Source organism: Micromonospora rifamycinica (assembly GCF_900090265.1).
Lineage (GTDB): Bacteria > Actinomycetota > Actinomycetes > Mycobacteriales > Micromonosporaceae > Micromonospora > Micromonospora rifamycinica.
On record NZ_LT607752.1, the window covers coordinates 1,715,714 to 1,738,553 of the forward strand.

Consider the following 22,840-nt stretch of genomic DNA (forward strand, 5'->3'; position numbering starts at 1 on the left):
ACGCCACCGTTGTCACCGCCGCCGACCGGCGGCAGCGTCCGGCCGGCGGCAGCGTCCGGCCGGCGGCAGCGTCCGGCCGGCGGGGCTCAGTCGCCGTCACCGGGGCGGGCCACCGGCTCGCCGCCGATGCAGCCGACCTTCACCTCGAACTCCCCCGCCGGGCCGGCGAAGGTCACCTCCGCGTCGTCGTCCGGCCCCCGGTCCACATCCTTCACCCGGTAGTCCTGCGCCGGCGCCCAGGAGACCAGCCGGACGTCGGCCCCCACGCACTCGGCCACCGCCGTACCGCCGACGGTGGAGAAGCTGCGGCGCAGGCCCGGCGACGCGGAGGGGACGGCCGGCGGGGACGAGGATGCGGAGAGCCCCGGGCCGGCCGGTGCCGCCGTCGCCGACGTCGGCTCGGGGGCCGCCAGCGCCCGCTCGACCTCGGCCTGGCTGCGGACCCCGCCGGGCGTGCCGGTGATGCTCTCCCCGACCAGCCCGATCGCGGCCACCCCGATCAGGGTGGCGAGCACGGCGGCGGCCAGCCAGCCGGCGGTGACGAGGAGCGTACGGCGTCCCATGCTCTGACTATGCCCGACCTGCCGTCGGATCCGGCAGCGGACGACGGGCGGGGTCGCGCGGTGGCCCGGCGGCCGGTCCGACCGGTTAACCTGCCAGCTGGGCAAGCACCCTGCTCCTGATCGGGGACGACGGATGAGACGGCGGTTGGCGCTGCTGGTCGTGGCGACCACCTGCCTGACCCTGGTCGCCTTCCTGGTGCCGCTGGCCCTGCTGGTGCGGACGGTCGCCGAGGACCGGGCCACCGTCCGGGCGACCGCCGACGTGCAGGGCCTGGTGCCGGTGGTGGGCACCGCCGACACCACGACGATCCGGCTGACTGTGGAGCAGCTCGCCGCCGAGTCGGGCCGGCCGGTCAGCGTCTTCCTGCCCGACGGCACGGTGCTCGGCGCGCAGGAGCCGCGTACCGCCGCGGTGGCCCTCGCCGCCCGGGGCCAGAGCCTCACCGCGGAGCTGGACGGCGGTCGGGAGATCGTGATCGCCGTGCAGGGCCGGCCCGACGGCACCGGCGTGATCCGCACCGTGGTCCCCCGGGCCGACATCACCGCCGGGGTGACCCGCTCCTGGCTGGTGCTGGCCGCGCTCGGCCTCGTGCTCGTGCTGCTCAGCCTCGCCGTCGCCGACCGGCTGGCCCGCACCCTGGTCCGGCCGATCACCGAACTCTCCTCGGTCTCGCACCGGCTGGCCAACGCCGAGCTGACCGCCCGCGCCGAGCCGGCCGGCCCACCCGAACTCCGCGAGGTCGCCGCCGCGCTCAACCACCTGGCCGCCCGGATCCAGGTGCTGCTGCGCGAGGAACGCGAACAGGTGGCGGACCTGTCCCACCGGCTGCGTACGCCGCTGACCGCGTTACGGCTGGAGGCGGAGTCGCTGCCCGATCCGGCCGACGCGACCCGGGTGGCGTCGGCCGTGGACGCGCTGGAACGGGCGGTCACCGGCCTGATCCGGCAGGCGCGCTGGCGCAGTGACCCGCCCGACGCCGACCCCGGTGGGGCCACCGCCGACGCCGCCGCGATCGTGGGCGAACGGGTCGCCTTCTGGTCGGTGCTCGCCGAGGACACCGGCCGCACGGTCACCCTCGACCTGGCCACCGGGCCGCTGCCGGTCGGGGTGCCCGCCGACGAACTGGCCGCGGCGGTGGACGCCCTGCTGGGCAACGTCTTCGCACACACCCCGGAGGGCACCCCGTTCACCGTCCGGCTGACCCGGGAGGCGGCCGGGGTCGCGGTGACCGTCCACGACGCGGGGCCGGGGATACCGGCCGGTCTGATCGAACGGGGGGCCAGCCGGGCCGGTTCGACCGGGCTCGGTCTGGACATCGCCCGCCGCGCCGCGCAGGCCAGCGGCGGCCGGCTCGACCTGGGCGCCGACGTCGAGGGCGGCGCGGTGGTGACCCTCCGGCTCGGGCCGCCCGGTCGACCTTAACCGGGCCTTAGCGTCCGCACAGCGCGCCGCTATCCCCCACCGGGGCACTCTCGGGACAACAACCGAGAACTCCGGAGGTACGCATCATGAAGCGCACATCCCTGCTGCTGGCGGCTGCCGGCGGTGCCGCCGTCCTCGCCGTCACCGGCACGGCGCTCGGCGTGTCCGCCGCGGAACGGGCACCGGCCCCCACCCCGGTCGCCGGGACGACCGCGCCCACGCCGGTCGACCCCGGCACCGCCACCCCGTCGTCCAGTGCCCCGACCGGTGCGCCGACCCCTGGTGGTAGCACCGCCCCGGCCACCGCCGACGCCGTCAGCCAGCAGCGGGCCGGTGAGATCGCCCTGGCCAAGGTCGGTGGCGGCCAGATCACCGAGATCGAGCGGGAGCGGGAGGCGGGCCGCCCGGTCTGGAGCGTGGAGATCGTCGACGGGGACACCGAGCACGAGGTCGACGTCGACCGGGACAGTGGCGCGGTGGTCAAGTCCGAGCAGGAGAAGGCGGACGCCGACGACAGGTCCGGCCGGGACGACGACGCCGACGACCGCGACGACGACCAGGATGACGACCGGGACGACTCCGACGACGGGGACGACGACTGACGGTCCCCCGACCGCGCGGGCCGCGACCCCGCGGTGTGGTGACAGCTGCCCCGGCGGAATCCGCCGGGGCACGTCGCCGTCCGACCTCGACGCGGGCGGACCACTGAGCTCGACGCGGGCGGACCGCTCAGCTCGACGCGGGCGGACCGCTCAGAAGGTGTGCAGCTCCACCGCGAGGCCGCCGGCACCGGACCGGCTGACCGCCACCCAGTCCCGCCCGGCTCCGGCGAGCCAACCCGGGTATCGGCCGAGCTGCCGGCCGGTGGGCACGTCGTAGACGAGCACCTGCGGCCGGTCGTCCTCGGCCCCGCTGACCGCCACCAGGCCCTCGGTCACCGTCGACCGCCAGCTCGCCGACGTCCCGGCCAGCCCCGGATCCGGCGCGGTCCACCGGGGTACGCCGGTGGCCAGGTCGAGCAGTGCCAGCTCCCCCGCGTCGGCCGTGCCGCGCACCAGCACCGACCGGTCGTCCCCGTCGACCGGCACGCCCGCGGCGGACCCCCGCCAGACCGTCCCGCCGGTACGCAGGTCGACCAGCTGCGGTCGCTCGTCGGCGGTGACCGCGACGAGCCGGGTGCCGCTGCCGATCAGGGTCTGCCCGCTGCGCTGGTCGGCCAACCGCTTGGCGCACTCGCCGTTCTCCCGACGCCCGCTGTAGACCGCGCCGGACCAGCCCCTGCCGCCGGTGGCCGCGTGGACGCTGGTCACGCTCACCGTGCAGCGCCGGTCCCCCTCCGGCGGATCGTTGTCGGTGCTCACCAGCAGGTCACCGGCGAGGAAGCCGTACCAGGCCCGGTTCGGCAACCGACCGGCGCCGGTCCGCCCGGTGGTCGGGGCGACCGGGGCGTAGGTGGCCGGTCGGCCGGCCGCACTGAGCCGCACCACGACGTACCGGCCGGGGGCCGCCGCATACGGCCTGCGCGCACCGAGACTCACGTCGCTCACCCGGGCGAACCGGTCGGTGGGGATCTTCCACAGGCGGCGACCGCTCTGCACGTCCCGCCCGACGATCGCGCAGGTCGCCGCGTCGCCGTCCCCCGTGCACTCCCTGGCGTAGACGCCCTGCCGGTCGACGACGACGTCCTGACTGCCGGCCGCCCGCCACCGGGTGGCCCCGGTGGTGGTGTCGAGCACCTCCACGACGCCGTCCTCGCCGCCCGCCACGATCGACCCACCGGCGATCACGTACCGGTAGCCCGTGGTGAACGGGTGACGCCACCGGTCCTGCCCCGTGGCGCGGTCCACCGCCCGCAGTTCCCGCTGGTCGGGGAGGATGATGAGCGGACCGGACTCGCCCACCTCCTGGTCGAGCCGGCCGACCGGCGTCGACCAGGCCGGGCGCGGGCCTTGCGGGCTGGCCGGTGCGGTGCCGTCGCGCAGGCTCTCCTGGGTCGGCTCGACCGGCGCGGGCGGCGGTCGCTCCGTCCGTTCCGCGCGGGGCACGGCGCAGCCGCACAGCCCGAGCAGCAGACTCAGGGCGACGGCGACGGTACGCCCACGGGCGGGTCGGTGCGACGGCGACAACGGTCTCTCCCTCGATCGGCGGTCGGCACCGCCACCCTAGGGTCCGCGCGCACGTCCGGCCGGTCGGTTCCCACGCCCGGCACGGCCCCGCCCGGTGTGTCAGGATGCTGGGCGTGCCAGCGATCGAGGTCGTCACGGGTGACATCACCCGGGAGAACGTGGACGCCATCGTCAACGCCGCGAACGAGTCCCTGCTCGGCGGCGGCGGTGTCGACGGTGCGATCCACCGCGCGGCCGGGCCACGGTTGGCCCGGGCCGGCGGTGCGATCGGTCCCTGTGCGCCGGGCGACGCGATGCCGACCCCGGCGTTCGACCTCGACCCGCCCGTGCGGCACGTCATCCACACCGTCGGACCGGTCTGGGAGGGCGGCGGCCACGGTGAGGCCGAGGTGCTCGCGTCCTGCTACCGCCGCAGCCTGGAGGTCGCCGACACCCTCGGCGCCCGCACCGTCGCCTTCCCCGCCATCGCCACCGGCGTGTACGGCTACCCGCCCGGGCAGGCCGCCGTGATCGCCGTCGCGACGATCAGGTCGACCCCGACGAACGTCCACCGGGTACGGCTCGTCGCCTTCGACGAGGAGACCCGCGCGCACCTGGCCGCCGCGCTGGCAGCGGCCGGCTGACCGACCCGGGGCGGGTCCGCCACCGTGACGCCGACGTGGTCGAGACACCGTACCCGCGCCATGAACCCTGCTCCCGTCGGCCGACGGTGCCGGCTCAGCCCTGCGGTAGCGTGTCGTCCACCGACGACGCCCCGGAGACCCGGTGCACCGCGACGACAGCGTCGAGCGGCAGCGCCGCGTAGACGTGCGGGAAGGAACCGCCGTCGGTGGCGTCCTCCCAGCGCACCGCCGCGCCGAGAAGCCGGGGGTCGAGGGCGGCGACCACGAGCGCCGGCTCCTGAGCGAAGTACCGCAGGGCGGTCGCACCGACCTGCTCGCGGGAGGAGCAGTGGACGAAACCACTGCTGTGGTCGAAGGGCGAGCCGTCGAAGCGGCCGGCGGCCTCGAACTCGGCCCACTCGGCGGGCAGGAGGATCTTGTAGATGAGCACGCCCCAGCGTGGCAGACGGCCGACCGGTCCGCAGCCACCCGTACCCACCGGCGCCACCCGAAGTTGACAGCCACCTTGGCTCATGCAAATAATAGTTGGCATGAGCCAAGGTGAGCTATGGACGGGATGAGCGGCGACCGGCTGGTCGAGGTTCTCGCCACGTTGGCCAGCCCGCACCGACTCCGCGTGCTCGCCGCGTTGACCGGCGGACGCGCCTACGTCTCACAGCTCGCCCGCGACCTGGGCATCAGCCGTGCGCTGTTGCAGGTGCACCTCAAGAAGTTGGAACGCGCCGGCCTGGTCACCGCCCAGCTGGAGTTGTCCGCAGACGGCAAGGCGCTCAAGTACTACGAGGTCGCACCGTTCTCGCTACAGCTCACGCCCGACGTGGTGGCGGCTGCCGCCGCGACCCTGAGCCCCGCCGGAGACGGCGACGCCCCACCGAAGAAGGGAACCAGTTAGATGGACGCCGCCTCGGCCGAATGACCGCGCTCGGGCTCTCCCCGCCGATCACGCTCCTCAACGTCCCCAACACCATCACCGCCGTACGCACGGGTGGTGCTCCTGGCTATCGTCGCGCCGACCGCCGCCGCCGGTCAGACCGCCGGCAAGACCCTGATCTTCCTCGGCACCCGCGGCGCGTTCCGCTCACCCTGGCTGCGACGCCGGCTCACCAGGCACACTCCGACCGGGCCGACACCAGCGGGCCGGTGGGGGGCGGCCCTCGCGCGCCCGAAGGCGGCCGGCGCACGACTCGTGGCGGTGCTGGAACTCCCCACCAGACGACCGGTGTGCTGCTGGTCAGCGCGGTCACCGGATTCCCACCCCTGCTGGCCGCCAGCGTCTACCTGGCGCGCACGCCCCTGCGCCCGGTCGCGTTCGCGGCGACGTGCCCGCTGGGCCGCACGATCCGCTTCGTCGCGATCGCACTGACGCCCCGACTCGTCGGCTACTGAACACCGACGACCTGCCGGCCGGCACCGGATCCCGTCGATCGACGTCCGCCCGCTCCATGACGACGGTCGACCCCGGCCGCCCCGGGGGCGGCGGCAACGGCTGCGACGTCGCCCGTCGGTCAGCTCCAACCGCCTCGACACCGCCAGGGTGTCCACGGGATCCCCGGTCTCTGGTTCCGCCCGGTCGCCGAACCAGGCACCGGAGACCCCGCCTCCGATCCGCGGAGATCGTCACATCCCAGCTAACCCCCGGGCGACGACCTCAGCACCAGGCCTAGTCCTGCCAGACGTTGAGTGCCCAGGCGAGGACGTACCAGACGCAGACGTACTCCCGGCCGGAGGCGATTCCGGCGATGTGGCAGGTGACCGGGTCGGGGAACACGCCCTGGAGTCCCCAACCACCCGCCGTGGCGGCGGTGAGCGGTGCCGCGTTCACCACGGTCTTGGCTGCGGGAACGGGTACGGCCTGGGCTGCGCCGGCCGTCGTGCCCACCCCACCGGCCACCAGGGTGACCACCACCATCGTCCCGGCCATCCGCTGCCGCAGCGATCGTTTGCCCATCAAGGTTCCCCTTCCACGTGCCCGGACCCGGGGTCCGGGCCGTGGGCATCCGTCGATGAATATTGCGCCAGATGCTAAGCCGGGGAACAGCCGGCGATCCCCGTCCGCAATCCGACAGCGGGGCGCATGCGCCGATGACCACGCCTATGGGTGCGTCTCCAGGTGAGGGCAGTTCCAGGGGCTACCGGTGGGACGGTGCCGGCCGAGCCGAAGGCATCCATGATGGACGATGCCGAGTTCCCATCGCTGGTCGGAGCCCATCGACGGCAATCCTGATATACGCAATTCCCACAGGGATAGCCTCCGTTGTCGGCGGACCGCCGTGACCCGGGTCGGCGACAGCGACGGGCGACCGGCGCGCCGACACCGACGCGGCCGGCCAGACCGTTGTCGTCAATCGGACCCACCGATGCCCCGCCCCGCGCGCCCGCCTGGTGACGTGCCGAACACCGTCCCCCACCTCCGGTCACGCCGGGACGGCCCGCGCCCCGCCGACCACCCGGTCGTCCCGTCGACCGCCCGATCAGCCGACCGCCCGGTCAGCCGCGCACCCGGAACGGCGTCAGCGTGGCCCGGATGGTCTCGGCGGCACCCCAGTCGTCGTCGAACTGGGCCGCCACCGCCAGGTGCTGTCGCAGTTGGACGATCGGCATGCGGGCCGGCCACCCGTCATCGAGACCGGTCAACTCGGCATAGACCGCGAAGAAGCGGCGGGACTCCGTCGGCGGCGCGGTGGTCCACAGGTGCGCCAGGTCGACCTCGGCCCACAGGTACGACACCGCCGGGTCGATCAGCGCCGGCTGACCATCCCGGGTGGCCAGCACGTTCTGCGCCCACAGGTCGCCATGGGTCAGACAGGCCGGTCGCTGCGGCAACAGTTCGGGCAGCCGGGCGCACAACCGCTCCAGCGCGATCCGGTCGGCGCGGGTGAGCGCCGCCTCGACGCGGGGCTCGGACAGCCAGCGGAGCAACCGGTGCTCGGCGAAGAAGGCGAAGCCGTCGTCGGCCCAGGTGTTGACCTGCCGGCGCCGCCCCAACCAGTTGTCGCGGTGCCAGCCGAACCGGTGCCAGCCGGTGCTCGTGTGCAGGTGCGCGAGCCGGTGGGCGAACCGCTCCCAGAAGGCCTCGTCGGGTGGCCGCGGCCGCAGCAGCGACAACACCAGCACCTCGTGGTTCGCCACGATCACCTCGGGGGTCACCATTCCGCCCAGGTCCCGCAGGGCCGCCAACCCCTCGGCCTCGGTGACGAAGACGTCGTCGCCACCGTCACCCGCTCCGACGAGCGTCTTGACGAACACCGGCGGCGCATCCACACGGTCGGCCACCCCGGCGAACGCGGCGAGCCCACCGTCGACCGGCGTCACGGCCACCACGTCCCGGATCCCGGCCCGCGCCAACCGCTCCCTCAGCAGGACCGACGACATCGACATCCTCCAGCCCGGACACGGACCCGACGGTCCGGTCGGCCACCGGCGATCCTAGCCGGGCAGCCGGTCGCGGTGATCCGGCCGTCCTCCCTGGGCGGCGGGTCGTAGCGGGCGGGCGCGGTCGCGCACACCCCCTAAACCATCCTAGGACAAAGCTCCCACCCACTCGCCCGACCGGCGGGTGGCCGGCAGGTCGACCGTTCCGGGCCGGCGGCGGGCGTCGGCGGTTTGTCCGGTCACCTAACATCGGCACACGTGATCCTGTCCGCGCTGGTCGCCTCCCTACCCGCCGACGAGCCGCCGGTGCTGTTCAGCATCGCCGTGTGGTCGGTCCTGCTGATGGCCGCGGTCTTCGTCAGCAACCTGCTGGCCTACCTGTTCCGGCAGCGGCTCGAGCAGGCCAGCGCGCTGGTCCAGGGGATGCGCGAGCATGAGTACGTCAGGAGCGTCCAGCAGCCGGTCGCGGCCGTTCTCATCGCCGCGGTGGGCGGCTACGGCATCAACACCGCCACCCAGGAGGTCGGCTGGCCGGGATACCTGGGCTGGCTGCTCGGCATGCCGATCCCGGCCGGCATGGTCACCTGGGCCGCGATCCGCAGCGTCCGGCAGCGCCGGTTCGACGAGCAGTGGCCACCCGACCAGGTCCCGGTGGACGACCCGGTCAAGATCCGCAGCACCCTCCGCCGCGTCGTCCACCAGGGCGCCGACGCGGAACAGGCGGAGTCGCCCGCGCTCGAACGCGCCCTGGCGCTCCTGCTGGACCAGGTCCTGCCGGCCCTGCGGGAGCGCCGCGACCGTGGCCCGCGCCGCTGGCTGGGGGCGCACCGGGTGACCGCCGTCCTCGTGTTCGGCTGGGCGATGGCGACCCTGGCCGCCACGGTGACCGCGGTGGCCCCGTCACTGTGGGACCGGCGACGGGGCGCATGGATCATGCTGGCCGTGGCGGTGCTGGTGATCGTGTGCCTCGCCGGCGGGCTGCTGACCGTCCGCTACCGTTACAGCCGCTACCGGCACACGGTCCTCGCCGACGAGGTGCAACGGTCGGCCGGGGCGGTCCGCCGGCGGATCGTCGAACGCCGGCTCGGCATCTCCGGCACGGTCGACACGCCACGACGCCGACGACGGCCGATCCCGCAGGACGGCTGAGCCGTCGTCCGGGGGTCACCCGTCCCTGACCCGGACGGCCGGCACCGTCGCGCGGCATCGCGGTCCGGCCGCCCGGGTCCGCCGTCAGCAGGCCGAGCGTTGGCCGGAGTAGTGGGTGCCGACCCGGCCGACCACGGTCTCGTCGGTCAGCGTCGTCCCGGCGGCGCGCTTCACGTAGCAGGAGTAGCGGTGCTGGTTGATCACTTCGAGGTGGATGTGCGCGCCGCTGTCCCCGTTGACCTGGTAGCAGCTCGAGTAGCGGAACCGACCCGTCTCGCCGAGCTTGGTCCACGGGCCGACCGAGGCGCCGACGACGATGCCGCCGGGCTTGTTGTTCACGTGCATCACGTCCGCCCGGGCGATGACCTCGCCGGTCGTGGTGTCCCGGGCCTCGAGCCCGATCCGGTAGCCGCCGTCGGCGAGGTTACCGGTCGCGCAGCCGGCCCGGACCGTCACCACGGTCACCGCGACCGGGTGCCCGGCCGCCGTCTTGCTGCCGAAGGGGGACACGACCGTGGCCCCCGGGTTGCGGTAGATGTCGACCGCCCAGTCGTTGGTGTAGCCCCAGTTCCCGAACACGATGTGATGGCTCGCCGGAGGGGTGCTACCGAACTTGTCCCAGATGGACGATCCCTCGATCGGCGGGTAGATCCCGATCGGGTCGGCCGTCGCGTGGGCGGCGGCCGGGGTCGCCGGTACGGCGAGTGCGCCCAGGACCAGCGCGAGCGCGCCGAGCGTGCGGGCGAAGCGGGACCTCATGGTGCCTCCGGAGGGTGTGGGGGCGGTACGGGACCAACCCGTCGATCGACAGGAGTTGATCAGAGTATCGCCTCCGACCGCCCGGCGCGGGGCGGTGGCGACTCCCCCGGCGAGCGAATCCTCCGGCGGGCGGCTCCTTCGGCGGGCGACTCCTTCGGCGGGCGACTCCTTCGGCGGGCGGCTACCGGCGGGCGGCCGAGACGTGGTGGCGGCCGATCGGCAGCATCAGCGGCCGGCCGGAGACCGGATCGACGATGACCTGGCTGTCCAGGCCGAAGACCGCGCGTACGCAGTCCTCGGTCAGCACCTCGGTCGGCGGTCCGGCCGCATGCACGCCACCGTCGGCCAGCGCGATGAGGTGGGCCGCGTATCGGGCCGCCATGTTCAGGTCGTGCAACACCATCACGATCGTGGTGCCGCGCGTGGTGTTCAGGTCGGTCAGCAGATCCAGCACCTCGACCTGGTGGCTGACGTCGAGGAAGGTGGTCGGCTCGTCGAGCAGCAGCAGGTCGGTCTGCTGGGCCAGGGCCATCGCGATCCACACCCGTTGCCGCTGCCCGCCGGAGAGCTCGTCGACCGACCGGTCGGCCAGGTCGGCGGTGTGGGTGGCGTCGAGGGCGGCGGCCACCGCACGGTCGTCATCCCTGCTCCACCGGGACAGCAGGCGCTGGTGCGGGTTGCGGCCCCGGCCGACCAGGTCGGCCACGGTGATGCCCTCCGGCGCGATCGGCGACTGGGGCAGCAGACCGAGGGTGCGGGCCAGCTCCTTGGCCGGCATCCGGTGCACCGTACGGCCGTCCAGCAGGACGTGGCCGGCACGCGGGGCGAGCAGCCGCGACATCGACCGCAGCAGGGTCGACTTCCCGCACGCGTTGGCCCCGACGATCGCGGTGATCCGGCCGGGCGGGACGAGCAGGTCGAGCGAGTCGATGACGGTCCGGTCGCCGTAGCCGACGGTGAGCTTCTCGGTCGTCAGGGCGTGGTCGACGGTCACAGCGAGCCTCCGGCGCGGTTCGTGCGGACGAGCAGGTAGATGAGGTACGGAGCGCCGAGCACCCCGGTGATCACCCCCACCGGGAAGCGGACGTCGAAGGCGAACTGGCCGAGGAAGTCGGCGACCAGCACCAGTAGCGCGCCGACCAGCGCGGACGGCACCAGCGGCGAACCGCCGGAGCCGACCAGCCGGGCGGCGATCGGCCCGGCCAGGAAGGCCACGAACGCGATCGGCCCGGTCGCCGAGGTGGCGAACGCGATCAGGCCGACGGCGGCGACGATCGAGACCAGCCGGGTGCGTTCCCGCCGGGTGCCGAGCGCGGCGGCGGTGTCGTCACCGAGTTGCAGCATGGTCAGGCTCCGGGCCTGGCTCAGCAGCAGCGGACCGCACACGGCCAGCGCGACCAGCACCGGAACGGCCTCGTCCCAGGTGGAGCCGTTGAGGCTGCCGTTGAGCCAGCGGGTCGCCGCCTGCAGGTCCCACTGGCCGGCCTGGTCGAGGACGTACGCCGTGGCGCTGTTGAGCATGGCGGCGATGCCGATGCCGATCAGCACGAGCCGGGTGCCGGCCACCCCGTCTTTGAACGACAGCAGGTAGATGAGGACGGCGACGCCGAGCGCGGCGACGATCGCGAAGATCGAGACGCCCGTCTCGCCGAGGCCGAGCACGATGATGCCGAAGGCCGCGGCGGCGCTCGCCGCCGAGCTGATGCCGATGATGTCGGGGCTGGCCAGCGGGTTGCGCAGCATGGTCTGGAAGGTGACGCCGCCCATGCCGAAGCAGAGCCCGGCCGACAGCGCCAGGACGGTCCGGGGCAGCCGGAGTTCACCGACGGTGAACGAGGCGCCGGGCACGGTCTCGCCGAGGATCACCCGCAGCACGTCGCCGGCCGGGTAGACGGTCTGCCCGACCATCAGCGAGACGACGATCATGCCGGCCACCGCCCCGGCGAGGGCGGCCAACACGGCGTGCCGTCGGCGGCGGCGCCGGACCCGGCCCCGGGTGACCGCGTCGAGGGTCGTGGTGCTCACAGTTCGCGTACCTTCTGCCGCCGGACGATGTAGATGAAGAAGGGGGCACCGACCAGGGCGGTGACGATGCCGGCCGCGATCTCGTCGGGGCGGTTCACCACCCGGCCGGCGACGTCCGCGACGGTCAGCAGTACCGCGCCGACCAGGGTCGCGAACGGCAGCAGCCAGCGGTGGTCGAGGCCGACGAGCAGCCGGCACAGGTGCGGGACGATCAGGCCGACGAAGGCGATCGGCCCGGCGACCGCGGTGGCCGCGCCGCAGAGCACCACCGCGCCGGCGGCGGCGACCCCCCGGACCAGGGCGACGCGTTCGCCGAGGCCGGCGGCGAGGTCGTCGCCGAGCGCGAGGGAGTTCAGCGCCCGGGCGCAGAGCAGGCAGACGGTCAGCCCGGTGAGCAGGAACGGCAGGACCTGTCCGATGCTGTCCCAGCTCGCCCCGCCGACCCCGCCGACCTGCCAGGACTGGAAGTTCTCGGCGACGTCGCCGCGCGGCAGCACGACCGCGACCACCAGCGACGCGAGGGCGGCGGAGGTGGCCGCCCCGGCCAGGGCGATCTTGAGCGGGGTGGCGCCGCCGCGACCGAGCGAGCCGACCGCGTAGACGAACAGCGCGGACACCGCCGCTCCGGCGATGGCGACCCAGATGTACATGGTGGCGGTGTACAGGCCGACGGTGGTCATGGCGACGGCGATCGCCAGCATCGCGCCCATGTTCACCCCGAGGATGCCCGGGTCGGCGAGCGGATTGCGGGTGACGCCCTGCATCACGGTGCCGGACAGGGCCAGCGCCGCGCCGACCAGGGCCGCGAGCACCGTGCGGGGTAGGCGTTTGACCACGGCCGCCTGGTCGAGGGTGTCGTCGGTGCCGCCGAGGGCGGCGGTGATGTCGGCCCAGCCCACGGTCCGGGAGCCGAAGGCGACCGACGCGACCAGGGCCAGCGCCAGGGCGGCGAGGACGGCCAGCAGCCAGGCCAGCCGGATCCGGGCCGGGCGTCGCCGCAGGGCGACGTCCGACCCGGATGTCGTGAGAGCGGTCATCAGAGCTTGTCGGCGGCTTTGCCGAGCAGGTCGACGTAGTCCTTGAGGACGAACGAGACACCGAGCGGCGTCGGGTTGGCGGCGGTGGCCACCGGGGTGCTGCCGGGCAGCGAGACGAAGGAGCCGCGCTTGATCGCCGGGATCTTGGAGAGCAGCGGGTCCTTCTGGAGGGTGGCCAGGGTGGTGCCCTCGGCGTCACCGTAGGTCACGATGATGTCCACGTCGCTGAGGTTCTGCACCTGCTCGGCGCTCTGGCTGAGGCTGAACTCCTTGGTCGTCGCGGAGGCCTTGGCGATGCTCTCCGGGTGGGTCATGCCGAGGTCGGTGAAGAACTGCGCCCGGGTGTCGTGCGTGGTGTAGAAGCTGATCTTGCTGAGGTCCGTCGGGTCGAGGTGGGTCAGGAACATCGCCGACCGGCCGGCGAGCTTCGGGTAGCGGGCCGCCTCGTCCTTCATCTGCTTCTCGATCTTCGCGATCAGCGCGTCGCCCTCGGCGGCCAGACCGAGGGCCTTGCTCTCCAGCGTGATGCTGTCGCGCCACGAGGTGGCCCAGGGCGCCTGCGGGTACGCCACGACCGGAGCGATCTTCGTGAGGGTGTCGTAGTCCTGCTTGGTCAGCCCGGAGTAGGCGGCCAGGATGACGTCCGGCCTGGTGTTCGCCACCGCCTCGAAGTCGATGCCGTCGGTCTCGTCGAACAGCACCGGGGTGGCCGCGCCGAGTTCCTTGAGGCGCGCGGCGTCCCAGGGCAGCAGTCCGTCACCGTCCTGGTCGCCGAAGTTGGCCTTGGCGTAGCCGACCGGGACGACCCCCAGGGCGAGCGGGACCTCGTGGTTGGCCCAGTTGACGGTGGCGACCCGTTCGGGCTTCTTCTCGATCGTGGTGGTGCCCAGCGCGTGGGTGACGGTCAGCGGGAACGTCGCCGTCGTGGCCCCGGACGCGGCGGGCTTGTCGTCGGTGCCGGACGAGCCGCCGCAGGCGGCGAGGGCGAGCGTGGTGGCGACCGCGACGATTCCGGTGAGCAGCCGGGAGGGGCGCATGCGAAGTACTCCAACTCACATAGTAAGGACAGGCTTACCTAAAACTTGATCGGTAAAGTACTCCACGTTCCCGACGCCGTTGACCAGGGGGTATGAGGCAGTGAGCAAGGTCAGTGCCGGTACCCCGATCCTGCGCCGGGCGGTCGTCCGCAACGGGCGGCGCCTCTGGACCGGGACGGCGCTGGCCGGCGTCTACCAGCTCTGCGCGGCCCTGGTCCCGATCCTCGTCGGCGTCATCGTCGACCGGGGCGTCGCCACCGGCGACCTGACGGCGCTGCTCCGCTGGATCACGACCCTGGCCGCGGTCTATCTCGTCCTGGCGGTGACCTACCGCTTCGGCGCGCGGCAGCTGCAACGGGCCATCGCCGAGGAGGGCCACCAGCTCCGGGTGGAGCTGGCGGCGCGGATCCTGGACCCGCGCGTGCTGCGGACCGGACGGCACACCGGCGACCTGCTCTCGGTCACCACCACCGATGCCGAGTACACCTCCTATCTGCTCGACCACATCCCCCGGATCACCAGCGCCCTGGTGGCGGTCACGGTCAGCGCGGTCGCGCTGCTGCTGATCTCGCCACCGCTCGGGCTGACCGTGCTGGTCGCCATCCCGACCGTGCTGGCGGTCCTCAACCGCACCGCGCCGCTGATCGCCCGGCGGGTCAGGGAGCAGCAGGACCAGGCCGGTCGGGCCACCGCGCTCGCCACGGACCTGGTGACCGGGCTGCGCCCGTTGCGCGGCATCGGCGCCCAGGAAGCCGGCGCCGGGCGCTACCGCCGGGTGAGCCGCCACGCCCTCGCGGCCACCGTGCGCGCCTCCCGCACCCAGAACGTGTACCTGGGCGCGTCCACGATGCTGAGCACCCTGCTGGCCGGGGTCATCGCGCTGGTGGCGGGTTGGTTCGCGCTCACCGGCCGGATCACCGTCGGCCAGTTCGTCACCGTGATCGGCTCCGCGCAGTTCCTGGTCGAACCGTTCGGCGTGCTCGCGGTGGTCCCCAGTTGGACCGCCGCCGCCCGCGCGGCCGCGGACCGGGTCGCCGCCGTCCTCCACGCCGGGGTGGTCCTGCCACCGGGTGCCGCCGCGCCCGGCGGCGGCGGGAACGAGCTGCGCCTGGCCGACGTGACGTACGGCCCACTGGCCGGGCTGCACCTGCGCCTGCGCAGCGGGGAGTTCGTCGGCGTGGTGGCCCGCCGGCCGGCGGACGCCGAGGCGCTGGCGCGGCTGCTGGCGGTGCCCGACGCGTACGTGGGCGACGTCCTGCTCGACGGCGAGCGGCTGGAGGCGGTGGACCGCGACCGGGCGCGACGGGTGCTGCACAGCGAACCGCACCGCACCGACCTGTTCACCGGCACCCTGGCCGCGAACCTCGCCCGGGCCGACGACGACGGCGAACGGCTCGCCGGGGCGCTGCGCGCCGCGGCCGCCGACGAGGTGGCCCGCCTGCACCCCGACGGCCTGGGCATGCCGGTCACCGAGCGTGGCGCGAACCTCTCCGGCGGCCAGCGGCAACGCGTCGCGCTCGCCCGCGCGCTGCTCGCCGGGCCGCCGCTGCTGGTGCTGCACGATCCGACCACCGCCGTCGACGCGGTCACCGAACGGGCCATCGCCGACGGCATCCGCGCGCTGCGGCACGGACCGGACGCCGGCTTCGGCACCCTCGTCATCACCAGCAGCCCGACGCTGCTGGCCGCCACCGACCGGGTGGTGTTCATCGTCGACGGCGCCGTCGCCGCCGAGGGCCCGCATGCCGAACTGGTCAGCCACGACGACTACCGCCGGACGGTGCTGCGGTGACGCCCCCGATCCTGCCGGTAGCCAACCCGCGCGAGAGCAGGGCGTGGCTCGGCGCGCAGCTACGGGTCCACGCGGTGGCCACCGGCGTCGCCCTGACCGTCGGGCTGGTCGCCGCGGCCACCGCGATCGTCCCCGCCTACGCCCTCGGCCTGCTGGTCGACCGGGTCCGGGCCGGCGGCGGCACCGACGCGCTCGTCCCGGTCGCCGTGGTCATCGTGGCCGCCGCGGTCGTGGGCGGCCTGGCCACCGGCGCCGGTGCCCACCTGGTCCGCCGGTTGGGCGCGCGAATTCTCGCCGACCTGCGCGAGCGCGCCCTGGACACCGCGCTGCGGCTGCCCGTGGCGGTGCTCGACCGGGCCGGCCGGGGCGACCTGGTCTCCCGGGTCGGCGCCGACGTCAGCGCCATCGACCGGGCCGTATCCGAGGTGCTGCCCACCCTGATCTCGGCGCTGCTGCTGGCGGCGCTCAGCTTCGGCACGATGATCGGCATCGACTGGCGGCTCGGGCTGGCCGGCGCGGTCGCCGTCCCGCTCTACGTGCTCGGGGCGCGGTGGTACCTCCCCCGGGCCGCACCGGCCTACGCGGCCGAGCGGGTCGCCATCGCGCAGCGGTCGCAGCAGTTCGTCGAGAGTGTGCAGGGCATCCGGACGGTGCACGCCTACCGGTTGGAGGACCGGCACCTCGCCGGCATCACGGCGGCCTCGGCCCGCGCCCGGGACATCTCGACGGGCGTGTTCGCCCTTTACACCCGCCTGGTAGGACGCGTCAACGGGGCGGAGCTGGCCGGGCTCGGCGCGGTGCTGGTGGTGGGATTCCTGCTCGTCCGCCAGGGTGCCGTCACCCTCGGCGAGGTCTCGGCGGCCGCGCTGCTGCTGCACCGCCTGTTCGGCCCGGTCCTGCAGCTGATGGTCACCGTCGACAAGGCCCAGGAGGCCGGGGCGAGCCTGGCCCGCCTCGTCGGCGTGCTCGGCGCGGATCCCGGACGTGACGCGGGCGGCACCGCGCCGTCGGCGCACGACCTGGTGCTGACCGGCGTCGGCTTCAGCTATGACGGGGCCACGCCGGTGCTGCGCGACGTCTCCCTGCGGGTCGGGCCGGGTCGGCTGGTGGCGTTGGTCGGCTCCACCGGCGCCGGGAAGACCACTGTCGCGTCGATCGCCGCCGGGGTGCTGCGCCCCGGGCGTGGCACGGCCACCCTGGGCGGCGTTCCGGTCACCGAGCTGCCCGCCCGGACGATCGCCCTGGTCAGCCAGGAGACCCACGTCTTCGCCGGTACGCTCCGCGAGGACCTGCTGCTGGCCCGGCCACGGGCCACCCCGGACGAACTCACCGCGGCCCTGGCCCGGGTCGACGCGCTGACCTGGGCGCTCGCCCTTCCCGACGGCCTGGACACGGTGGTCGGCGAGGGCGGCCATCCGCTGACCCCGGCGCAGGCGCAGCAGTTGGCGCTCGCCCGGGTGGTGCTGCTCGACCCGGCGGTCGTGGTGCTGGACGAAGCGACCGCCGAAGCCGGCAGCGCGGGGGCGCGCGACCTCGAACAGGCCGCCGCCGCCGCGCTGGAGGGACGCACCGCCCTGGTCGTCGCCCACCGCCTCACCCAGGCGGTGACCGCGGACCACGTCATCGTCATGGAGCGGGGCGGGATCGTCGAGAGTGGCCCGCACGGCGAGCTGGTCGGCGCGGGCGGAAGCTACGCCCGGCTGTGGGCGGCGTGGGCGGCCCGCGCCACCACCGGCCCGAAGGCGGCCCGTACCGGCGTCGCGCCGGGCTCCACCGGGGGCGACGGCCCGCCGGTGCCGCAACGGCAACCGGCCGGGCCGTCGCTGACCGCTCAGCGGGAGTAGAACTCCACCACGAGCTGCTCGTCGCAGACCACCGGCACCTCGTGCCGGGCGGGCTCGCGCAGCAGCGTCGCGCGCAGCCCGGTCAGCTCCACCAACAGGTACGGCCGGGGCCGGTCGTCGGCGTGGGCGCCGGCGGCGGCGAGCTGGAACGGCGGCAGGGCGCGGCTGCGTTCGCGCACCGCGACGACCTGGCCGGGCCGCAGCCGGTAGGAGGGCCGGTCGACCTTGCGCCCGTCGACGGTGAAGTGGCCGTGCCCGACGAGCTGGCGCGCCTGGTAGACGCTGCGGGCCAGCCCGGCCCGGAGCACCACCGCGTCGAGCCGCCGCTCCAGGAGCGCGACCAGCGACTCGCCGGTCTTCCCGGCGCCCCGGGCCGCCTCGTCGAACGTCCGGCGCAGCTGGGACTCGCTGACGTTGTACTGGTGGCGCAGCCGCTGCTTCTCCAGCAGCCGCACCTGGTAGTCGGAGGTCTTGCGCCGGTTGCGGCCGTGCACGCCCGGCGGGTAGGGACGCCGCTCGAAGTACCGCACGCACTTACGGGTCAACGGGATGCCGAGCGCGCGGGAGAGCTTGACCTTGGGACGGGGGTGGTTCACGTTGACGTCTCCGATCACATGATCTAATGCGGTTAGGTAAGGCTAACCTATCTTGAGGAGATCGGGATCATGCGCCCCAGCCCGGCCGAAATCGTGCGGACCCTCGTCGCGGGCCGGCTGCCCGCCCTCGTCCACCTGCCCGGCTCCACCGGCCCGCACCAGGTCCGGCACGCCGTCGATCCGGACGGTCGGGTGCTGCTGCTGACGCCGGCAGCCGGCGACCTCGCCACGGCGCTCACGCCGCCGGCCGGGGAGACCGACGTCGCCGCCGTCCTCGACGTGCTCGACCTGCCACCCACCGCCGGCGCCCCCTCACTCGGCCGGGCCTGGCTCTCCGGCTGGGCCGAACGCCTCGACGGCGACGAGGCGCGGCGGGCCGCGATGGACTTCGCCGCCACCCGGCCGACGGGCGACCTGCTCGACGTGGGCGACCGGTTCCGGCTGCACCGGTTCGCGGTGGCCGAGGTCCGCTGGGAACGGGCCGGCGCGACGCGCCCGATCGACCCGCAGGCGTACGCCCGGGCCGAGCCCGACCCGCTGCACGCGGCCGAGGCGGACCTGCTGGCCGACCTCGCCGACCACCACAGCGAGCAGGTCGCGGGCTACCTGCGCCGGCAGCTCGGGCTCTGCGGTGCCGAGGCGCCCCGGGTGGTCCGGATCGACCGGTACGGGCTGCTCGTCGTCCACGGTCGACCGGACGCCATCCGGCGGACCCGGGTGGGCTTCGCACGCCCCGTCGCGGACGTCGCCGAACTGTCCCGGGTGCTGCACCCGATGGTCTGCCCCCGGCAGGCCGCCTGAGCCCCGTCGGGACGCACCGAGCAGCGGGCGGGCGTCGCCGAGAGGGCCGCAGGCGACGGCGCCCGCCAGCGGGTGGACGGGTCCGACGTGCGGTCGTTCGACATCGGCTATTGACGTTGCCGTAACAGCGGTCTAGCGTCTGTCGAACCGCTTCGTCGAACCGCTTCGACGAGTACTCGGACGCGGTTCCGTGCCTGCCCGGAGGAGGTGCGCGGTGGCCACCATGCAGGACGTCGCCCGGCTGGCGCAGGTCTCGGTCAGCACCGTCTCCTACGTGCTCACCGGCACCCGGCCGATCTCCCCGGCGACCCGGGCCAAGGTGCTCGCCGCCATGACCGCGCTCGACTACCAGCCCAACGCCATGGCCCGTGGTCTAGCCAGTCGGCGCAGCCGGATCCTGGGCCTGCTGCTGCCGATGGACGAACGCGGCCTCGGTGCCACCGAGACGGCCTTCGTCACCGGGGCCGCCGCGGCGGCCAGCGCCGTCGGCTACCACCTGGTGCTGTCACCCGTCGGCGGGGGCGGCGACCTCGACGAGCTGCGCCGGCTGGCCAGCCAGCGGATGTTCGACGGCGTGGTGCTGATGGAGGTGCAGCTCGCCGACGAGCGGGTCACCGTGCTCCGGCAGGCCGGGGTGCCGCTGGTGCTGATCGGGCGCACCGGGGACACCGGCGGGCTCTCCTACGTCGACATCGACTTCGAGCAGACCGTACGGGAGGCGGTGGCACACCTGGTCGGCCTGGGGCACCGGCAGATCGTCTACGTCAACCACTCGGCCGAGACCCTGGCCAGCGGATACGGGCCGGCCCTGCGGACCCGGGACGCGTTCGTCACGGCGGTGACCGGCCACGGCCTGGAGCCGGTCATGATCCCGGCCGAGGACAGCGCCGCCGGTGGCCGGGCGGCCCTGGCCGCCGCCCTGGCGCGGGCACCGGGTCTGACGGCCGTGCTGGCCATGAACGAGACGGCGATCTTCGGCATCCTCGGCGAGCTGACCGGGCGGGGACTGGCCGTTCCCGACGACGTGTCGGTCGTCTCGATGGTCACCTCGCCGCAGGTCGCCGAGCTGGCCACCCCGGCGCTGACCGCGATGACGTCGCCCGGGTCGGCGATGGGCCGGATCGCGATCGAAACGCTGGTACGCCAGCTGGACGGGGCCGGCACCGCGTGCCACCAGCAGCTGCTGCCGTGCGCGCTGGAGATCCGGGGATCGACCGCGGCACCCCGACGTCGCCACCCGGATGGGGGCTGACCAGGAAAAACGGCCCGTCGCCGCGCGGCAACGCGACGACGGACCCAGCGAAGTACCGGGCTCGATACTCAACGAGGAGGATAGCAATGCAGCGATTCCACCGGATCGTCGCGGCGATCGCCCTGGCGGCGACCGCGACGACCACCGTGGCCGCGTGCGGCGACGACGACAGCGGTGACGGCAGCGGGGCCAGGACCCTCAAGCTCTGGCACTACGAGGGCGAGACCAGCGCGATGGGGGTCGGCTGGGACCGGGCCATCGAGATCTTCAAGACCGAGCACCCCGGCGTCGAGGTGCGCTTCGAGCGCAAGGCGTTCGAGCAGATCCAGCAGAACGCCGGCATGATCGTCAACTCGTCCGAGGGTCCGGACATCATGGAGTACAACAAGGGCAACGCGACCGCCGGCCTGTTTTCGTCGCAGGGCCTGCTCACCGACCTCAGCGGCGAGGCGGACAAGCGCGGTTGGGCCGACAAGCTCAGCCCCAGCCTGCAGACCACCGCGCGGTACAGCGACAAGGGCGTGATGGGGTCGGGTAACTGGTTCGGCGTGCCGAACTACGGCGAGTACGTCACGGTCTACTACAACAAGGACCTGTTCGACCGCAACGGCGTCACGGTGCCGACCACGCTGGCCGAGTTGACCGCCGCGATGGACACCTTCGTGCGCAAGGGCGTCACCCCGCTGGGCATGGCCGGCGCCGAGTACCCGGCCGGGCAGCTGTTCTACCAGCTGGCCCTGTCGAAGGCCGACCGGCAGTTCGTCGACAACTACCAGCTCTACAAGAACCCCGTCGACTTCAAGGCCGACCCCCTCAAGTACGGCGCGGACACCTTCGCCGAGTGGGTGCGCAAGGGCTACGTCGCCAAGGACTCGGCGAGCCTCAAGGCCGAGGACATGGGCACCGCGTTCATCGCGGGCAAGACCCCGATGATCGTCTCCGGCAGCTGGTGGTACGGCCGGTTCAAGGCCGAGATGAAGGCCACCTGGGACACCTTCCTGTTCCCGGGCAACACCCTCACCGCCGGCTCGTCCGGCAACCTCTGGGTCGTCCCGACGAACAGCAAGGCCAAGAGCCTGGCGTACGACTTCATCGACATCACCCTGCGCCCGGAGATCCAGGATCTGATCGGGAACAACGGTGGCATCCCGGTGGCCGGCGACCCCGCGAAGATCACCGACCCGAAGGACCGCAAGCTGATCGAGGACTTCAACACGGTCAGCAAGCAGGACGGGCTGGCCTTCTACCCGGACTGGCCGGTGCCCGGCTACTACGACGTGCTGGTCGGCGGGTTCCAGGCGCTGATCAACGGGTCCAAGTCCCCCGACCAGGTGCTCGACACGATCGCCAAGCCGTACGCCGACGGCGTCAAGGAGATCACCGGCAAGTGACAGGTGGGCGGCGGGCGTGACCGGGACGACCGGCGGGCCCGCCGCCGGGCCGGGAAGGATCCGCCATGGCAGTCCCCGACACCGCCGCCGGCACACCGGCGGCGACCCGCACCCGCTCCCCCGTCCGCCCGTCCCGCCGTCGACCGCGCGGCCGGGGCGCGGCCTACTGGCTCTACCTGCTCCCCGGGGCGGCGCTGTTCGTCCTGGTCATCGGCGTGCCCCTGGTCGGCACCGGGTACCTGTCGCTGACCCGATGGTCGGGCGTCGGCGACCCCACCTTCGTCGGGTTGGCCAACTACCGGCAGTTGCTGGACGACGAGGTGTTCTGGGCGTCGTTCCGCAACACGGTGGCGATGATCGTGGCGATGGTGGTGGTGCCGACGCTGCTCGGGCTGCTGCTCGCCGCGGTGCTCTTCGACGTCGTCGGCCGGCGGTTCCGGCCCCGGACGGCGGCGGCCCTGCGGGCGGCGTTCTACCTGCCGCAGGTGCTGCCGGTGGTGGTGGCCGGCATCGTCTGGGGCTGGATCCTGCGCCCGGACGGCGCGTTCAACAGCGTGCTCGACGCGGTCGGTCTCGGGGCGCTGCGCCACGACTGGCTGGGCGACCCGGACACCGCGCTGCCGGCGGTGATGGCGGTGATGATCTGGGTGCAGATCGGCTACCCGGTGGTGGTGTTCATGGCGGCGTTGCAGCGGGTCGACCCGGAGCTCTACGAGGCGGCCGAGGTCGACGGGGCGGGCTGGCGGCACCGGTTCCGGGCGATCACCGTGCCGCAGATCCGGCCGGAGACCTTCGTGGTGGCCCTGACCTGCACCATCGCCGCGTTGAAGGTGTTCGGACCGATCTTCGCGCTGACCCGGGGCGGCCCGGAGAACGCCACCAACGTGCCGTCCTACTTCGCCTACTACACGTTCTTCAAGAAGCTCCAGGTCGGGTACGGTTCCGCGATCTCCACCGTGCTCACGGTGATCATCGTGGTGGTGGCCGTGGTCTTCATCGGGGTGCAGGCCCGCAGTGAGCGCCGGGACCGGGGGGTCTGAGATGGCCGTC

At 73.7% G+C, this 22,840-nt stretch carries 23 protein-coding genes; 12 read left to right on the forward strand and 11 right to left on the reverse strand.

Going from position 1 to position 22,840, the window contains the following annotated elements:
* Positions 1-86: 86 nt before the first annotated feature.
* Positions 87-563 (reverse strand): septum formation initiator, encoded by a 477-nt coding sequence (locus tag GA0070623_RS07120; protein ID WP_067302388.1) that lies wholly within the window; start codon positions 561-563, stop codon positions 87-89.
* Positions 564-696: 133 nt separating this feature from the next.
* On the opposite strand from GA0070623_RS07120, the gene GA0070623_RS07125 reads away from it, so the two are divergent.
* Complete coding sequence (locus GA0070623_RS07125) at positions 697-1,986, forward strand: sensor histidine kinase (RefSeq protein WP_067302385.1); 1,290 nt, start codon at positions 697-699, stop codon at positions 1,984-1,986.
* Between the two features lie 86 nt (positions 1,987-2,072).
* Positions 2,073-2,588, forward strand: coding sequence for a PepSY domain-containing protein (locus GA0070623_RS07130; RefSeq protein ID WP_067302381.1), 516 nt, complete (start codon positions 2,073-2,075; stop codon positions 2,586-2,588).
* 150 nt (positions 2,589-2,738) lie between these two features.
* Here GA0070623_RS07130 and GA0070623_RS07135 read toward each other — a convergent pair whose 3' ends face one another.
* Entirely contained in the window at positions 2,739-4,112 is a 1,374-nt protein-coding gene (locus GA0070623_RS07135) for an outer membrane protein assembly factor BamB family protein (protein WP_067302378.1), read from the reverse strand.
* Positions 4,113-4,225: 113 nt separating this feature from the next.
* Between GA0070623_RS07135 and GA0070623_RS07140 the strand changes: the two genes are divergently transcribed.
* Positions 4,226-4,735 (forward strand): O-acetyl-ADP-ribose deacetylase, encoded by a 510-nt coding sequence (locus GA0070623_RS07140; RefSeq protein WP_067302460.1) that lies wholly within the window; start codon positions 4,226-4,228, stop codon positions 4,733-4,735.
* Between the two features lie 94 nt (positions 4,736-4,829).
* On the opposite strand, the gene GA0070623_RS07145 is transcribed toward GA0070623_RS07140, so the two are convergent.
* The gene (locus GA0070623_RS07145; protein WP_067302375.1) at positions 4,830-5,165 is read right to left on the reverse strand and encodes a DUF952 domain-containing protein; all 336 of its coding nucleotides are present in this window, start codon (positions 5,163-5,165) and stop codon (positions 4,830-4,832) included.
* 117 nt (positions 5,166-5,282) lie between these two features.
* Here GA0070623_RS07145 and GA0070623_RS07150 point away from each other — a divergent pair, with 117 nt between their 5' ends.
* Both GA0070623_RS07150 and GA0070623_RS29765 read left to right on the forward strand, forming a co-directional pair.
* Positions 5,283-5,627 carry an ArsR/SmtB family transcription factor gene (locus GA0070623_RS07150; protein WP_067302372.1) on the forward strand — a complete coding sequence of 115 codons (345 nt, stop codon included), beginning with the start codon at positions 5,283-5,285 and terminating at the stop codon, positions 5,625-5,627.
* A gap of 329 nt (positions 5,628-5,956) precedes the next feature.
* Positions 5,957-6,121: a hypothetical protein gene (locus GA0070623_RS29765; RefSeq protein ID WP_157517447.1), complete on the forward strand. Its 165-nt coding sequence runs from the start codon at positions 5,957-5,959 to the stop codon at positions 6,119-6,121.
* 274 nt (positions 6,122-6,395) lie between these two features.
* On the opposite strand, the gene GA0070623_RS07155 is transcribed toward GA0070623_RS29765, so the two are convergent.
* Positions 6,396-6,683, reverse strand: a complete 288-nt coding sequence (locus GA0070623_RS07155; RefSeq protein ID WP_157517446.1) for a hypothetical protein — start codon at positions 6,681-6,683, stop codon at positions 6,396-6,398.
* A gap of 539 nt (positions 6,684-7,222) precedes the next feature.
* Positions 7,223-8,107, reverse strand: a complete 885-nt coding sequence (locus GA0070623_RS07160; RefSeq protein ID WP_067302458.1) for a fructosamine kinase family protein — start codon at positions 8,105-8,107, stop codon at positions 7,223-7,225.
* Positions 8,108-8,365: 258 nt separating this feature from the next.
* On the opposite strand from GA0070623_RS07160, the gene GA0070623_RS07165 reads away from it, so the two are divergent.
* On the forward strand, positions 8,366-9,256 hold the full coding sequence (locus tag GA0070623_RS07165) for a hypothetical protein (protein ID WP_067302366.1): 891 nt from the start codon (positions 8,366-8,368) through the stop codon (positions 9,254-9,256).
* A gap of 84 nt (positions 9,257-9,340) precedes the next feature.
* Here GA0070623_RS07165 and GA0070623_RS07170 read toward each other — a convergent pair whose 3' ends face one another.
* The 5 genes from GA0070623_RS07170 to GA0070623_RS07190 form a co-directional block, all read right to left on the reverse strand.
* Positions 9,341-10,015, reverse strand: coding sequence for a hypothetical protein (locus GA0070623_RS07170; protein ID WP_067302362.1), 675 nt, complete (start codon positions 10,013-10,015; stop codon positions 9,341-9,343).
* 181 nt (positions 10,016-10,196) lie between these two features.
* Positions 10,197-11,009: an ABC transporter ATP-binding protein gene (locus GA0070623_RS07175; RefSeq protein ID WP_067302359.1), complete on the reverse strand. Its 813-nt coding sequence runs from the start codon at positions 11,007-11,009 to the stop codon at positions 10,197-10,199.
* Entirely contained in the window at positions 11,006-12,040 is a 1,035-nt protein-coding gene (locus GA0070623_RS07180; RefSeq protein ID WP_067302356.1) for a FecCD family ABC transporter permease, read from the reverse strand. The genes GA0070623_RS07175 and GA0070623_RS07180 overlap by 4 nt, the downstream gene beginning before the upstream one ends.
* A complete protein-coding gene (locus GA0070623_RS07185; RefSeq protein WP_067302353.1) occupies positions 12,037-13,077 on the reverse strand; it encodes a FecCD family ABC transporter permease in 1,041 nt (346 codons plus the stop codon). The genes GA0070623_RS07180 and GA0070623_RS07185 overlap by 4 nt, the downstream gene beginning before the upstream one ends.
* Positions 13,077-14,114, reverse strand: a complete 1,038-nt coding sequence (locus GA0070623_RS07190) for an iron-siderophore ABC transporter substrate-binding protein (RefSeq protein ID WP_067302350.1) — start codon at positions 14,112-14,114, stop codon at positions 13,077-13,079. The genes GA0070623_RS07185 and GA0070623_RS07190 overlap by 1 nt, the downstream gene beginning before the upstream one ends.
* 100 nt (positions 14,115-14,214) lie before the next feature.
* Here GA0070623_RS07190 and GA0070623_RS07195 point away from each other — a divergent pair, with 100 nt between their 5' ends.
* Together GA0070623_RS07195 and GA0070623_RS07200 are read left to right on the forward strand one after the other, a co-directional pair.
* A complete protein-coding gene (locus GA0070623_RS07195; protein WP_067302347.1) occupies positions 14,215-15,906 on the forward strand; it encodes an ABC transporter ATP-binding protein in 1,692 nt (563 codons plus the stop codon).
* Positions 15,903-17,750, forward strand: coding sequence for an ABC transporter ATP-binding protein (locus tag GA0070623_RS07200; protein ID WP_084261055.1), 1,848 nt, complete (start codon positions 15,903-15,905; stop codon positions 17,748-17,750). The genes GA0070623_RS07195 and GA0070623_RS07200 overlap by 4 nt, the downstream gene beginning before the upstream one ends.
* Here GA0070623_RS07200 and rpsD read toward each other — a convergent pair.
* Positions 17,738-18,346 (reverse strand): 30S ribosomal protein S4, encoded by a 609-nt coding sequence (rpsD, locus tag GA0070623_RS07205; RefSeq protein ID WP_067302455.1) that lies wholly within the window; start codon positions 18,344-18,346, stop codon positions 17,738-17,740. The genes GA0070623_RS07200 and rpsD overlap by 13 nt on opposite strands.
* Positions 18,347-18,415: 69 nt before the next feature.
* On the opposite strand from rpsD, the gene GA0070623_RS07210 reads away from it, so the two are divergent.
* From GA0070623_RS07210 to GA0070623_RS07225, 4 genes are all read left to right on the forward strand, one after another.
* Positions 18,416-19,147, forward strand: coding sequence for a DUF2470 domain-containing protein (locus GA0070623_RS07210; protein WP_067302344.1), 732 nt, complete (start codon positions 18,416-18,418; stop codon positions 19,145-19,147).
* Between the two features lie 223 nt (positions 19,148-19,370).
* Positions 19,371-20,399 carry a LacI family DNA-binding transcriptional regulator gene (locus GA0070623_RS07215; protein ID WP_231932812.1) on the forward strand — a complete coding sequence of 343 codons (1,029 nt, stop codon included), beginning with the start codon at positions 19,371-19,373 and terminating at the stop codon, positions 20,397-20,399.
* Positions 20,400-20,485: 86 nt separating this feature from the next.
* The gene (locus GA0070623_RS07220) at positions 20,486-21,790 is read left to right on the forward strand and encodes an extracellular solute-binding protein (RefSeq protein ID WP_067302338.1); all 1,305 of its coding nucleotides are present in this window, start codon (positions 20,486-20,488) and stop codon (positions 21,788-21,790) included.
* Between the two features lie 65 nt (positions 21,791-21,855).
* Positions 21,856-22,830 carry a carbohydrate ABC transporter permease gene (locus GA0070623_RS07225; protein ID WP_067302335.1) on the forward strand — a complete coding sequence of 325 codons (975 nt, stop codon included), beginning with the start codon at positions 21,856-21,858 and terminating at the stop codon, positions 22,828-22,830.
* Positions 22,831-22,840: the final 10 nt, after the last annotated feature.

Bases quoted from the DNA above. Each gene is read 5' to 3' on its own strand.
- GA0070623_RS07210 (WP_067302344.1), top strand. From the start codon at position 18,416: ATGCGCCCCAGCCCGGCCGAAATCGTGCGGACCCTCGTCGCGGGCCGG.
- GA0070623_RS07155 (WP_157517446.1), bottom strand. From the start codon at position 6,683: ATGGGCAAACGATCGCTGCGGCAGCGGATGGCCGGGACGATGGTGGTG.
- GA0070623_RS07215 (WP_231932812.1), top strand. From the start codon at position 19,371: ATGCAGGACGTCGCCCGGCTGGCGCAGGTCTCGGTCAGCACCGTCTCC.
- GA0070623_RS07170 (WP_067302362.1), bottom strand. From the start codon at position 10,015: ATGAGGTCCCGCTTCGCCCGCACGCTCGGCGCGCTCGCGCTGGTCCTG.
- GA0070623_RS07225 (WP_067302335.1), top strand. From the start codon at position 21,856: ATGGCAGTCCCCGACACCGCCGCCGGCACACCGGCGGCGACCCGCACC.
- GA0070623_RS07190 (WP_067302350.1), bottom strand. From the start codon at position 14,114: ATGCGCCCCTCCCGGCTGCTCACCGGAATCGTCGCGGTCGCCACCACG.
- GA0070623_RS07130 (WP_067302381.1), top strand. From the start codon at position 2,073: ATGAAGCGCACATCCCTGCTGCTGGCGGCTGCCGGCGGTGCCGCCGTC.
- GA0070623_RS07185 (WP_067302353.1), bottom strand. From the start codon at position 13,077: ATGACCGCTCTCACGACATCCGGGTCGGACGTCGCCCTGCGGCGACGC.
- GA0070623_RS07120 (WP_067302388.1), bottom strand. From the start codon at position 563: ATGGGACGCCGTACGCTCCTCGTCACCGCCGGCTGGCTGGCCGCCGCC.
- GA0070623_RS07125 (WP_067302385.1), top strand. From the start codon at position 697: ATGAGACGGCGGTTGGCGCTGCTGGTCGTGGCGACCACCTGCCTGACC.
- GA0070623_RS07150 (WP_067302372.1), top strand. From the start codon at position 5,283: ATGGACGGGATGAGCGGCGACCGGCTGGTCGAGGTTCTCGCCACGTTG.
- GA0070623_RS07220 (WP_067302338.1), top strand. From the start codon at position 20,486: ATGCAGCGATTCCACCGGATCGTCGCGGCGATCGCCCTGGCGGCGACC.
- GA0070623_RS07160 (WP_067302458.1), bottom strand. From the start codon at position 8,107: ATGTCGTCGGTCCTGCTGAGGGAGCGGTTGGCGCGGGCCGGGATCCGG.